Below are 13386 nucleotides of genomic sequence, written 5' to 3'. Positions count from 1 at the left end.
TAAAAACAGAAAAGCCCTATTTTCATAGGGCTTTTCAAAACTTTTACAAGTCTCTGGTGAATTACTTCACAGCAGCAGTATCAACTGCAGCAGTATCAGCAGCAACAGTATCAACAGCGATTGTATCAACTGGAGTTTCAACAGTTACAGCAGTAGTATCAGCAGATTCTTCAGCTGGCTTGCTTGTGCAAGAAGCGAAAGCTACCATCCCGGCAACAAACGCAAGAGCAAATATTTTTTTCATTTCTTGGGTGTAATTAAGGTTCGATGCAAAGGTAATATGATAGATATCAATAATCCCAACTTTTTGGATTGTATTTTTCTAAGAACTTAAAATTTCCTTAGAAATTACCTCAAACCCTTTAATAAGTACAATATATTCTTCTATATCTCTCCTAAGCTTTCAACAATTGACTATTGAAAGTCTTTACGCTCGCAGCAATTTCCGGAAGAAGTTCGGGATTTTGTTCTATTCCATTACCTACCACCACCACATCTGCTCCCGCTTCCAGTGCGGCAAAAGCTTTTTCGTAGGAATCGATACCTCCACCAACGATGATAGGCGTAGTAACCGTCTGCCGCACAGCGGCAATTACAGGACCAGGGACAGGATATTCCGCCCCGCTACCAGCATCCAGAAATATGTTACGCAATCCAAGCATTTCACCGGCAAGTGCAGTACATGCGGCAATTCCCGGCTTATTACGTGGAATAGGTGTAGTATTACTGATATATGAAACCGTGGTCATACGCCCACTTTCTATCAGCATATAACCTGTAGGTAATATTTCTATTCCGCTTTGTCTTAATAATGGAGCTGCAACAACCTGCTGGCCGATCAAAAAATCAGGATTTCTTCCCGAAATCAGTGATAAAAACAGGATGGCATCTGCTGAGGAATCAATATGAAGGCTGCTTCCCGGAAACAGAATAGCAGGAATATTGGTATGATCGTGGATGGCTGCAACAAGTTCCCTGATCGAATAATCAGTAATGAGGCTTCCGCCTACGAAAAAAAAGTCTACACCATGTTGCTCCGCAGATTTCAGAAATGCGGGAAATGTGTCGAAATTAACTTTATCAGGATCAATAAGTACAGCAAATGACTTTATTTTGTCAACACTTCTTACTGAAAGAAGTTCTGCAATTTTATGATTCGCTGCTTTCATTCGATTTACGGTCATCTGCAATATAATTCTTAAGCTTATTTCGCGCCCATCCCATTGCCAGTGTCCAGGCTAAGCTTTGAACGGCACTCACCACCGTATTTTGACTTTTATACTTTATCTTTTTAACCTCCGGTTCCGGTTCGGCTAGCTTAACGACTTTCTTTTTCTTACCTGTATCGGGCAGTAAAGCATTCAGCACCAAAAAAGTGGTAGTAACAACCCCACCTATAATCAATGCCTGTTTTCCGTATTCTTTGGCATCCGTTTTCAGGTCATCCCATTGGCCTTCCAGCTTTTCGCGATAAACACTCGCGTCATGCATCAGCACCTGCAATTCTTCATCTGTATCAGACGAAAAGGGTCTTGACAGTTTTATCGACGAATCTGGCAATTGACTCATTTTTACTCCTGTTTAAGTGTGCCCGTAGCGAACCTTATAGGCCCCAAAAATAACAATTTACGGGAAATTTATTTAAAAAATGGCACTTCCAAAGCATTAATCCTGTCTGGCGCTCACAAACTTCACTATGAATTTGCGGATTGCTCCGATCAGTTTTTCTTTAAAAACAAGCCATAAAACAAGCTGAAGCACAAAAAAACCAAGTAGAATTACATATCCCAGGTAATCGCTTTCCAACCATTTATTCAGGAATGTTCCTAGTAAAATTACAAGCAGTATCAGAATAACAAGTGCAATACATACCAGTACCCCTCCATACAATGCTGTTACAACCGTACGCTCTACTTTATCTCTGATCTCGATTTTAAATAAATCGATTCGGGTTTCAAAATACTTGAAGAGCGTATCTTTTATTTCTTCGAGTTGACTTATCATGTCCTGTAGTTTTCAATTCATGTGTAATTTCCTTCAATCTCCGACTGACTTTCGATTAACACTAATCTAAAAACATACCAAGGATACCGGATACAACTGAAACTACCAGACCAAAAAGCAAAGCAGGAATAAACCCGTCGACCGAGAAGCCCTGGACAAGATATTCAGCAAAAAAGATAATAAATACGTTGATAACGAAATAGAACAGCCCAAGTGTCAGAATTGTGATCGGAAGAGCAAGAATCTGTAATACGGGCTTCAGAAATGTATTCAATATACCCAATACAATGGCCAGGATAATGGCAGTGGTTGTATCCACAACCTGCACACCGGGAATAATATTGGCAGCAACAAGTATTGCTAATGTACTGATTAGCAGACGTATTATTAACTTCATATTCTTTATGGTTTTAAGAGTGTCTGCTACGAAGTACGCTAATTACATCATCTAAGTCAATGTTTTTTTGCTCTAAAAGGACTAGCAAGTGAAAGAGCATGTCCGAAACTTCATTTTTAAACAGATCGTCATCGTTATCCTTCGCTTCAATTACGACTTCAATTGCTTCCTCACCTACTTTCTGAGCTATTTTATTGATACCACTCTTGAAAAGGCTGCTTGTATAAGACGATTCTGAAGGATTTAACTTCCTTTCACGGATCACCTGCTTTTGCAGATAATTAAGGAAAGCCGCTTCCCCGATTCGTGAATCCTGGCCAATTTTTTCCCCAAAGCAAGTGTCGTCTCCGGTATGGCATGTAGGTCCTGCCGGAGTAGCTTTGATCAGGATCGTATCTTTATCGCAATCCACCAAGATATCCTTCACAAACAGGAAGTTATTCGACGTTTCCCCTTTTGTCCAAAGGCGTTGTTTACTACGGCTGTAAAAAGTGACAGTGCCTTCCTCCTGTGTTTTTGTCAATGCTTCGGCATTCATATAACCCAGCATTAATACTTTACCCGAATGATCATCCTGGATAATCGCAGGGATGAGTCCGTCAGCAGATTTAGAAAAATCTGGTGTGTCAATTATATCTTCAGTTTTAAAATCGCTCATTTTTTGTGTTTGTAAGAAGTCCCGGTTCTAAAATTTTGCCTTAAATCTACAAAATCCTGACTGGCAGATTTTTACCCGCCAGATATTGTTTTAAATCAGGTATATCAATTTCCCTGAAATGGAAAATACTTGCTGCCAGACCGGCATCCGCTTTCCCCGTTGTAAATACATCGTAAAAATGCTCCATTGTTCCGGCTCCTCCTGAAGCAATCACAGGAATATTTGCTGCTCCCGAAATCTGAGCTGTAAGTTCCAGTGCAAACCCGTTCTTGGTCCCGTCCGCATCCATAGATGTCAAAAGGATTTCACCTGCACCGCGTTCTTCCACTTCCTTTGCCCAGGCCAGCGTTTGTATTTCGGTTGGTTTTCGTCCTCCGTGTGTATGCACAATATGCTGCATTCCATTGGAAGTCTCCACATACCTTGTATCAATTGCGACGACAATACACTGACTACCAAATTCAAGTGAAAGCTCATTGATCAGGTCAGGATTACGTACAGCGGCCGAGTTAATAGAAACTTTGTCAGCACCTGCGTGCAAAAGCGCCGATACATCTGCAATGGATGAAATCCCGCCGCCCACTGTAAAAGGAATATTGATCGTTTGAGCAACCCTTCTTACCAGATCAATAAAAGTAGAGCGCCCCTCTACTGTCGCAGTAATATCCAGATATACCAGTTCGTCGGCTCCCTGAGCTGCGTACATCGCGCCAAGTTCAACAGCGTCCCCGGCGTCACGAAGATTGACAAAATTAACTCCCTTCACAGTCCGCCCTTCTTTTACATCCAGACAAGGGATAATGCGTTTTGTAAGCATTTTTATTCTGAGGTTAGCAATACTGCTGATAAACAGCTTTCAGGTATATCTAATAAAGAGCCGATATGCATCAGGCTACAAATTTCTTTAAATCCTGGAGTGTGATCCGATTCTCGTAAATCGCCTTTCCGATGATCACGCCATATATATTCATTTCAGCCAGCTTTTCTACATCACCCATACCACTTACTCCGCCACTTGCGATAATTTTCAGGTCCGGACATTTATCCTGCAAGTTTTTATACAGATCAAAAGAAGGCCCTTGCAAAAGTCCGTCTTTGGCCACGTCTGTACTGATCGTATATTTTACCCCCAGCTCCACGTATTGCTCAACAAAATCATAGACCCACAGTTGCGTTCCTTCTTCCCAACCACTCACAGCAACCTTTTCATTCTTGGCATCAGCTCCCAAAATGATCTTTTCTCCTCCATATACCGACAACCACTCCTTGAACAAATCCGGTTGTTTCACAGCAATACTTCCACCAGTTACCTGCTTTGCTCCACTATCGAATACAATACGTATGTCTTCTTCCGACTGTACACCTCCACCAAAATCAATATGTAAACTGGTTTTTGAAGCAATTTTTTCCAACACTTTCCAGTTGATCACCTTCTTGGCCTTTGCCCCGTCAAGATCTACAAGATGTAATCTTTTAAGACCGGCATCTTCAAATTCCAGTGCTACTTCAAGCGGATTTTCATTATATATTGTTTTCTTTCCATAATCCCCCTGGGTCAGCCTTACGCATTTCCCTTCGATCATGTCGATAGCAGGTATAATTTCGATCATATTGTTCCGGCAAATGGTACCGGGTTTAGAAGTATATAGTCTGTCAGACCAAATTAGATTTTTAGAAAATTCTCGATAATCCGTTGCCCTGCATTGCCACTGATCTCGCAGTGAAACTGAGCTGCATAGAAATTATCCTTATGTAACATGGCACTGAAAGGCAGAACGTAGTCACAGCTGGCCACTGTATAGTCGCATATTCCTGCTGCATAGCTATGTACAAAATACATATAGGTCTGGTCAGCTAATCCTTCAGTCAAAGCTCCCTTATAATCTGAGATATTGTTCCATCCCATATGTGGCACTTTGAAGCCGGGCGTAGCGGGAAAACGTTTCACGTCCACGTCGAAAATACCCATACATGTTGTATCGTTCTCCTCCGAAAACCGGCACATCAGCTGCATACCCACACAGGTCCCAAAAACCGGTTGCTTTAAGGAGGGAATAATTTTATCCAACCCTGTTTTTCTCAGATAAGCCATTGTTGTACTGGCTTCACCTACTCCCGGAAAAATCACTTTGTCGGCCGAGCGTATTTCAGACTCATCATCCGTGTAAATGTAACTGGCTCCTATACGGTCAAGCGCGTACATCACCGACTGTACATTTCCCGCGTTGTATTTAATTATTACAGTTTTCATGTTAGAAAATGGACGACAAAAAGAGGTATTCACCATGCAATCCGGCAGCACCTCTGACGAATGTTAACAAAAAAAGCCCGATTTTTAAAAATCGGGCTTCTGGGATACTATGTATTCAACCTTATTACAACACTACTTGCAAAAACATATCATCCAAGACGTCCGAAAGCCATATGGCTATGATGAGATTGATGATGTGTTTTAGCTATTATCATGAGGCAAATGTATACATTTTTTGACTCAGATTAAAGCCGTTTACTTAAATATAATATTAAAATTTCGTTAGAATGTATAAGCGCATTCTCTTATGTGGTGTAAGTATGCACATAAGAAAACACCTGAAAAGTATCCTAACCATCCTTCTGATGTGTAAATTGCATTCATGATCGTTACAAACTGAAGTAAGCTTTGTTTTTTATTAATATGTAAGTGCGCCGATCACAGCGACCTAATACTCATACTATGAAATTATCCATAAAGCCGTTCATTTTTTTCATTACAGCCTTGACAACCATCGATTCTTCTGCACAGTCTGCCGACCAGGCAAAACGTCTTTTTGATGCACACAAAAATTACAAGGAAGCCACATTGACGCAGCGCCGCTTTAAACAAAAGGATATACTTCCATTGATTGAAAAGAGAAAAAGCAATTCCCTGTACAGTGTAGAAAGCGCAGGGCAATCCTTTGAAGGCAGAAATATTCAGATGCTTAAGTTGGGGAAAGGTTCTAAAAAAGTACTTCTCTGGACCCAGATGCATGGAGACGAACCAACCGCCACCATGGCAAGCTTTGATATGTTCAATTTTTTTGAAGGCAAAAATGATGGATTTGATGCTTTGCGCAAAAAGATTCTGGATAATACAACCCTGTATTTTGTCCCTATGCTGAACCCTGACGGAGCTGAACGCTACCAGCGCCGAACTATGCAAGGCATTGATATGAACAGAGATGCTGCCGCCAGACAAACACCCGAAGCACAAATATTAAAAGGATTGGTAGATAAACTGAAGCCGGACTATGGCTTTAACCTCCACGACCAGAGTCCGCGCTACTCTGCAGGACGTAGTGCAAAAGTCGCAACGATCTCTTTCCTAGCTACATCCTATGATTACGAATTATCAATCAATCCGGTGCGTGAGCGCTCTATGCAGCTTATTGTAGGAATGAATAAAATCCTGCAAAAGTATATTCCCGGCCAGGTAGCGCGTTACAGCGACGACCACGAACCACGCGGATTCGGAGACAATGTTCAGAAATGGGGAACAACGCTGGTACTGATTGAATCGGGAGGATATGTGGGGGATCCTGAAAAACAATATATACGTCAGCTCAATTTCATGTCTATACTGTCGGCACTGGATGTAATCGCCGACAACTCTCTTACCAAAGAGAATCGCGACGATTATTACAAAATACCGGAAAACGGAAAATGGTTGTATGATTTGGTAGTACGTAACGCTACTGTGAAGCAAGCAGGCAAATCCTTTACTGCCGACTTGGGAATCAACCGCAATGAAGTGAGTTATTCCAACGCAAGCAAATTTTTTTACTACAGCAAGATTGAAGATTTCGGCGACCTGCATCCACAATTCGGCAGTCAGGAGCTGGATGCACAGGGCTTTACCATTGAAAAAGGAAAGGTATATCCCACAACCTATAAGAATGTCAGCGAAATCAGTAAGCTTAATGCGCTCAACCTTTTAAAGGAAGGCTACACTTATGTACGACTAACACCGGATAGCAATACAAGGTCACTGGGGCTCTACTTCACCACCTCCCCTCTTCATATTCTCCGGAACGGCCAGGCAGCTCCTTCCGGCACACCAGGCTTAGGCAATACAGCTACTTTTATCCTGAAAAAGGGAGGGAAAGTGAGGTATGCTATTATTAATGGATTTGTTTATGATCTGGATAATTTCAAAAGCGGAGAAGGGAATGGGATAATTGAATAGTACAAAAACCCTCAAATACGGCCTGACAAGCGTTTCAGGCCATATAAGGTACATATACTTTTAAGGACAAAAATATAAAGCACTGATTTTCAATAAAAAACATAGAACTTTAATAATCGATACGTAACATACAGTTAACATTGAGGTAATATTGGCAGTCTACTTTTGTGTCATCAAAATGACACCTTAAAAAAAGTATGCAAACCAGAATTACCACACTCCTCTTGTTTTTCCTCTCCGCGTCGTTTGCTTTTGCTCAGACGGGTACAATCCGCGGTTTTATCAAAGACGCAAAAACTAAAGATGCACTTATCGGTGCCACAGTTCTCGTAGAAGGAACTCAAATTGGTGCAGCTGCTGACGTTGACGGAAGTTTTAGCTTAGCTGCGGTACCATCAGGATCACACAAGATTATCATTTCATTTGTTTCCTACAAAACCAAGGAAATACCAAATGTCAGAGTAGAGTCCGGAAACATTACAGTAATTGATACTGAGATGGATGAAGAAGGAACTGCACTCCAGGAAGTAGTTGTACGGGGTGCTCGCGCAACCAACACAGAGGTAGCTGTTATCAGTGAAATAAAGCAACTTAAGCCAATTGCGGTAGGTATTTCAGCACAACAAATTCAGAAATCACAGGATCGTGATGCAGCTGCGGCAATTCGTCGTGTACCAGGTGTAAGCATTGTAGACAACCGCTTCGTGATGATTCGTGGACTAGGTTCACGATACAATGCGGTTTTGATTAATGATGTAATTACTCCTTCTTCGGAAGTAGATACCCGTTCATTCTCATTTGATCTTGTACCAAGCAATATCATTGACCGAATGATTGTTTACAAATCCGGATCTGCTGAATCGCCTGGTGACTTTGCAGGAGGTATTATCAAGATTTATACAAAACGTCGTCCTGACCAAAACTTCTTTGATGCGGCCGCAACCATAGGTTACCGTCAAAATACTACTCTACAGAGTGCCCAGACCCACACCAGAAGCGGCGCAAATTTCCTTGGACTTTGGGGAAAGGATCAGATGCGTTCAAGTGCATTCCCTACACGTTCAGCAGATTTCAACGTTCTGAATAATCAGGAAAGAGCTTCATTCGCAAGACTTTTCCCAAACAGTTGGGCATTGAAAGACATTAACATTGCTCCTGATATGCGTCTTGCATTCAACATGGGGAAACGTTTTAACATCGGTAATATCGATGTAAGTAACATCACAAACGTCAACTACTCGCTAACAAACCAACTTGCAGATGTAGATCTGAAACTTTACCAAAACGGTGTATTGGCGAACGAAATATTCGAAAAATATACAGACTCAAACTACCAACGTCAGTCAAGAATAGGCGTACTTCATAACTGGACACTACGCTTCAACCCGGATTTTACAATGGAATGGAAAACATTGTTTAATCAACTTGGAAATACTGAAACGGTAGTTCGTAACGGACAAAAAGTAGTTGACGGATACGATGCTCTTAGCTACTCTCAGAGATTTGAAAACAGAACGATTGTAACCACGCAGGTTTCAGGTGATCACAAGTTCGGAGAACTTACAAAATTGAACTGGATTACAGGATTCGGATACACGGGTCGTTGGGAACCTGATTGGAAAAGAATTCGCTTCCAACGCCTGACCGATGCGGTAGGGGCCGATGGACAACCTGCACCTTTCCAGGCTGTAACACCTAACGATCCAACAGCAAATGAAGTAGGTCACTTCTTCTCAAAATTGGGTGAACGCGTACTTACACTTTCTGTAAATGGTGAACATGCTTTTGGCAACCCTTCAGACCGTGAACCAAACCGTATCCGCTTCGGAGTTTACGGAGAAAGAAAGGATCGTGATTATGAGGCTCATTTCTACGGATACAATAATATCGGGAATGCAAGTGCAATATTGACACAAGGCATTGGCTCCATTTTTAATCCTGAAAATATAAACGGACAAACTGGGGGATTGACTATGAGAGATGGAACGCGAGATCTGGACTCGTACCAAGGTATCAACAATTATACAGCTGCGTACCTGAGCGGAGACTTGAATTTCGGCAGAAAAGCAGTTATGACAATTGGCTTTCGTGGAGAATACAACAATCAGCAACTTCACTCAGTAGTAGTTAATCAGAAAAGAGAGTTGGTAAACAACAAAATCTTTATCCCTCTTCCTTCTATCAACTTCACTTACAAAGTATCCGAAAAGCAGAATTTCAGACTTGCTTTCTCGTCGACGCTTAACCGTCCTGAGTTCCGCGAGCTTGCTCCTTACGCCTATTATGACTTCAACCTGCAGGCTGACATCAGAGGTAACACCACTTTGAAAACCGCAAAAATTCAGAACCTTGATGCGAAATGGGAGTTTTATCCAACTGCTAATGAGTTGATATCGGTAACAGGATTTTACAAACATTTTAAAAACCCGATTGAATCATTCCTTCTGCCAGTGGGTGGTAACGGACTTGCTTACACATTCATCAATGCAGGAACAGCACAGAACTATGGAGTTGAAATGGAAATCCGTAAAGGCTTTGCTAACTCTGTGAGTCCTTTCATCCAAAACCTTACGCTGGTTGGTAACGTATCTGTGATTAAGAGTACTGTAAATCTGGGAGATTTTGTACAGGGCCCTGACTTGGGTGGAGAAATTCAAAACTACGACCTGACTGGCTTAACAGACAAAAAACGTCCTATGGCTAACCAGTCTCCTTACTTGATCAATGCCGGAGTATATTATGCTGATCCGGTATCAGGATGGCAGTGGAACTTGCTTTATAACGTGTTTGGTCAGAGAATATTTGCAGTAGGAAACCAGAACAATCCAACTGTATATGAAACTCCAAGAAACGTAATTGATCTGAACATCAGCAAAAAAATCAAACAGAACCTGGAAATCAGATTAGGGATTCAGGATATCCTGAACCAACCGGTTCGTTTTGCTCAGGACTTCAACCGCGACGGTAAAATTGGAAAAGACGTAACGTCTCTCTCTGCTAACGCTGATCAGGACATTCGCAAGTTCAGACGTGGCAGCTACTTCACCCTGACTGCCGCCTATACATTCGGAAGAAGAACAGTAATACCTTAAATCAACACGAGTACTTAAATATTTCCACAATTATCCCCTTTTGCAAACCAATTTAAATTCGCTATGAATATCCTAAAAAAACGGTTGTATTACCTATTCATTCTGGGAGGGCTTTTCGCTGCCACTACCTCTTGTGACAACGAAGAGAAACCAACTCCAATTGAAGAAGTACTTGCTGTTAAAACAGTTGCACCTGCATCTGGTCCTGTAGGTACCAAAGTTGTGATCACAGGTACAAAGTTTGATACAACTCCTGCTAACAACACCGTATTATTTAATACAACTCCGGCAGTAGTAAGCGCAGCAACTGCTACAACTCTTGAGGTAACTGTTCCTGCTGGAGCAACTTCTGGTTTAATCTCAGTAACAGTTGGTGGTAAAACTGTAAAGAGTGCTGCTAACTTTGATTTGTCAGCTCGTGCAGTTATTGAAAAACAAGGTAACATATCTGCAAGTGAAAAATGGACGAAGGATAAAATCTATCTTCTTAAAGGTTTTGTATACGTAACATCAGGTGCTACGTTGACAATTGAACCTGGAACAATCATTAAAGGAGGCGGTGTTGCCTTGGATCCAAGCGGACTTGGCAAAGGCGGAACTTTGATCATCAACGCTGGTGCAAAAATAATCGCAGAAGGTACTGCTACTGAGCCAATCGTCTTCACATCTAACGCAGCTCCTGGTGCACGTAAGCATGGTGACTGGGGTGGTGTTGTGATCATGGGTAAAGCTCCTCACAACCGTTTGGCCAGCCAAGGTGCTGAAGGTGGTATTTCAGGTCAATTGGGTGCTGATAATATCGCAGACGATAACTCAGGTATTCTTAAATATGTACGTATCGAATTCCCAGGTATTGCATTGACAGCTGGTAACGAGATCAACGGTATTACATTCTATGCAGTAGGTTCAGGTACAGTAGTAGACAACGTTCAGGTTTCTTACAGTGGTGATGACTCTTTCGAATGGTTCGGTGGAACTGTAAATGCAAAACACCTTGTGGCTTTCCGCGGATGGGATGATGACTGGGATACAGACTGGGGATATACTGGTAAAGTACAGTATGCAGTTTCACTTCGTGACCCGGATTTTGCAGATCAGTCAGGATCAAACGGATTCGAGTCAGACAACTTCAGTGGTTCAGGAGAACCTGCTACAGGTCCTAACAACGGATTGCCTTTGACAGCTCCGGTATTTGCAAACGTGAGTAACTTCGCATTCACAGGAACGCCTCACACAAATACAATCTCAGGTAGCGGACCATATCAATCAGCAATGCACCTTCGTCGTAATACAGACATTTCAATCTTCAACTCTGTATTTGCAGGATACCCTGAAGGACTTCGTTTGGATGGTGCAAATACTTTGGCACACGCAACTGCGGGTACTTTGGATTTGAAAGGCATTGTACTTGCTAACACGACTATTCCAGTACGTGGCGACAGAGGAGCAACAGGAGTTTCTGATGCGCAAGCTCAGGCTTACTTCGGTGCAACAGCTCGTAAGAATACAATCCTTACAGATGTTTCAACGCTTCTATTGAATGCTGATAACTTCAAATTGGCTGGTCCTAAGTTCTTGCCACAAGCAACTTCACCATTGTTGAAAGATGCAGTATGGGAAGGAAAAGGAGCTGATGCATTCTTCACGAAAGAAACTTTCAGAGGTGCATTCGGAACTACAGACTGGACTACAGGCTGGACTAACTTCGATCCTCAAAATACTCCTTACAACTAATAAGGAGAGATATAAAAATCTTATAATTGGTGTCAGAATTCAGAAAAGCCGGAAGCACATGCTTCCGGTTTTTTTTTATTTCTTCACTGTCCGATTTAGAGAATTACTCCTTGTTCCATCTGAAATAATAGTAAAAAACGCCTTCTCTTGTGACTACACTATAATTCTTCCAGCCACGTTTTTCCAAAAAATTGATCACATGGGCAGAAGACTTAAATACCATCCTTTCTTTGGTATCAGGATCTGTAATCCTTGATTCCAACCTTTTCCCCCAAGCGTTCACTTCATTTTGCAAATGTCCGTAATCCACCATAACGTCTACTGATCTGATCAGAGATCGGTTGTCAACCAGAACTTCTATGACTTCGAGGTCATCAATCTGATTAATATCCACTTCCCCAACAATCACCTGACCAAAGGAAAGAATACTGGATGTAAGTAATGCAATGAGCAGAAATGTTCTTTTCATAGATGTTTTTGATAGATATTACTTAAGACAATTTACAAAAACAATCCCCTCTCCTCTAACGGTTAAAAACCGGAAGTATATTTTTTATGTATCTAACCTTCGGTTGCATTACTAAACGGAATGCAATATCTTCGGGTAATCAATCTTTGTCCTGACAAGTAATATTCTACTCCTAAATTCCTGACATGTCCGAGTTTCTGGCTTACCTCCAACTGGGTTTTGAACACATTACCGATTCCAAAGGATACGATCACATTCTTTTCATCATGGCCCTCTGTACGGTTTACACATTGGTAGACTGGAAAAAGGTCATCATATTGGTTACCGCCTTCACACTAGGGCATTCAGTGACACTCGCTCTTGCTACATTAGGTTTTGTAAGCGTCAATCCGGATGTTATCGAACTGCTGATACCAATTACTATTGTGATTACGGCAGCTATCAATTTTAGCTATAAAGACATAAAAAGCAGAAACCGGAATGCATCACAAGGTGTAAATGGCCGCTATTTTCTGGCTTTGCTATTCGGTCTTATTCATGGGCTGGGATTTTCCAATTACCTCCGCGCGCTGCTGGGCAAGGAAGCCGATATTGTCAATCCGTTATTAGGCTTTAATATCGGTCTGGAACTGGGGCAATTGATCATTGTTTTTATAGTACTCACCATCGCTTTTGTACTGGTTGAAATTGTTCGTGTAGCGAGAGTCAGCTGGGTACATATCCTTTCGGGGATCATCGCCGGCATGGCCTTGTCTCTGATCATCAACAATGAATTTTTATCAACCATCATTTAATGTTATTCCTCTCGACCACCAATTATTCTGTATT

Annotated in this window: 14 protein-coding genes; 4 read left to right on the top strand and 10 right to left on the bottom strand. The window is 41.7% G+C overall.

All coding sequences use genetic code 11. The features are described 5' to 3' along the window. Positions 1 to 61 precede the first annotated feature (61 nt). The 9 genes from DSL64_RS26490 to hisH all read right to left on the bottom strand — a co-directional run bounded on the left by DSL64_RS26490 (position 62) and on the right by hisH (position 5310). Positions 62 to 244 (bottom strand): hypothetical protein, encoded by a 183-nt coding sequence (locus DSL64_RS26490; RefSeq protein ID WP_115833983.1) that lies wholly within the window; start codon positions 242 to 244, stop codon positions 62 to 64. A gap of 151 nt (positions 245 to 395) precedes the next feature. Then, positions 396 to 1169, bottom strand: a complete 774-nt coding sequence (locus tag DSL64_RS26485; RefSeq protein ID WP_115833982.1) for a phosphoglycerol geranylgeranyltransferase — start codon at positions 1167 to 1169, stop codon at positions 396 to 398. Further along, positions 1150 to 1569 (bottom strand): hypothetical protein, encoded by a 420-nt coding sequence (locus DSL64_RS26480; protein ID WP_115833981.1) that lies wholly within the window; start codon positions 1567 to 1569, stop codon positions 1150 to 1152. Before DSL64_RS26480 ends, DSL64_RS26485 begins: the two co-directional genes overlap by 20 nt. A gap of 96 nt (positions 1570 to 1665) precedes the next feature. After that, complete coding sequence (locus DSL64_RS26475; RefSeq protein ID WP_115833980.1) at positions 1666 to 2004, bottom strand: phage holin family protein; 339 nt, start codon at positions 2002 to 2004, stop codon at positions 1666 to 1668. A 61-nt stretch (positions 2005 to 2065) separates the two neighbouring features. Next, positions 2066 to 2401 carry a phage holin family protein gene (locus DSL64_RS26470; RefSeq protein ID WP_115833979.1) on the bottom strand — a complete coding sequence of 112 codons (336 nt, stop codon included), beginning with the start codon at positions 2399 to 2401 and terminating at the stop codon, positions 2066 to 2068. A 13-nt stretch (positions 2402 to 2414) separates the two neighbouring features. Then, a complete protein-coding gene (hisIE, locus tag DSL64_RS26465; protein WP_115833978.1) occupies positions 2415 to 3059 on the bottom strand; it encodes a bifunctional phosphoribosyl-AMP cyclohydrolase/phosphoribosyl-ATP diphosphatase HisIE in 645 nt (214 codons plus the stop codon). Positions 3060 to 3105: 46 nt separating this feature from the next. After that, positions 3106 to 3876: an imidazole glycerol phosphate synthase subunit HisF gene (gene hisF, locus DSL64_RS26460; RefSeq protein WP_115833977.1), complete on the bottom strand. Its 771-nt coding sequence runs from the start codon at positions 3874 to 3876 to the stop codon at positions 3106 to 3108. A gap of 70 nt (positions 3877 to 3946) precedes the next feature. Further along, entirely contained in the window at positions 3947 to 4669 is a 723-nt protein-coding gene (gene hisA / locus DSL64_RS26455) for a 1-(5-phosphoribosyl)-5-[(5-phosphoribosylamino)methylideneamino]imidazole-4-carboxamide isomerase (protein ID WP_115833976.1), read from the bottom strand. A gap of 53 nt (positions 4670 to 4722) precedes the next feature. Continuing rightward, positions 4723 to 5310: an imidazole glycerol phosphate synthase subunit HisH gene (gene hisH, locus DSL64_RS26450; protein WP_115833975.1), complete on the bottom strand. Its 588-nt coding sequence runs from the start codon at positions 5308 to 5310 to the stop codon at positions 4723 to 4725. Between the two features lie 462 nt (positions 5311 to 5772). On the opposite strand from hisH, the gene DSL64_RS26445 reads away from it, so the two are divergent. From DSL64_RS26445 to DSL64_RS26435, 3 genes are all read left to right on the top strand, one after another. Next, a complete protein-coding gene (locus tag DSL64_RS26445) occupies positions 5773 to 7263 on the top strand; it encodes a M14 family zinc carboxypeptidase (RefSeq protein ID WP_115833974.1) in 1491 nt (496 codons plus the stop codon). Positions 7264 to 7460: 197 nt separating this feature from the next. Then, the gene (locus DSL64_RS26440) at positions 7461 to 10355 is read left to right on the top strand and encodes a TonB-dependent receptor (protein ID WP_115833973.1); all 2895 of its coding nucleotides are present in this window, start codon (positions 7461 to 7463) and stop codon (positions 10353 to 10355) included. 63 nt (positions 10356 to 10418) lie between these two features. Beyond that, positions 10419 to 12089 carry an IPT/TIG domain-containing protein gene (locus DSL64_RS26435; RefSeq protein ID WP_115833972.1) on the top strand — a complete coding sequence of 557 codons (1671 nt, stop codon included), beginning with the start codon at positions 10419 to 10421 and terminating at the stop codon, positions 12087 to 12089. Positions 12090 to 12192: 103 nt separating this feature from the next. On the opposite strand, the gene DSL64_RS26430 is transcribed toward DSL64_RS26435, so the two are convergent. Next, positions 12193 to 12558, bottom strand: coding sequence for a hypothetical protein (locus DSL64_RS26430; protein WP_115833971.1), 366 nt, complete (start codon positions 12556 to 12558; stop codon positions 12193 to 12195). Positions 12559 to 12743: 185 nt separating this feature from the next. Between DSL64_RS26430 and DSL64_RS26425 the strand changes: the two genes are divergently transcribed. Beyond that, a complete protein-coding gene (locus DSL64_RS26425; protein ID WP_115833970.1) occupies positions 12744 to 13352 on the top strand; it encodes a HupE/UreJ family protein in 609 nt (202 codons plus the stop codon). Positions 13353 to 13386 lie beyond the last annotated feature (34 nt).

Source organism: Dyadobacter luteus (assembly GCF_003383615.1).
Classification (GTDB): Bacteria; Bacteroidota; Bacteroidia; order Cytophagales; family Spirosomataceae; genus Dyadobacter; species Dyadobacter luteus.
The sequence above is the reverse complement of the archived record's forward strand: the minus strand, read 5'-3'. Positions and strand labels throughout refer to the sequence as shown.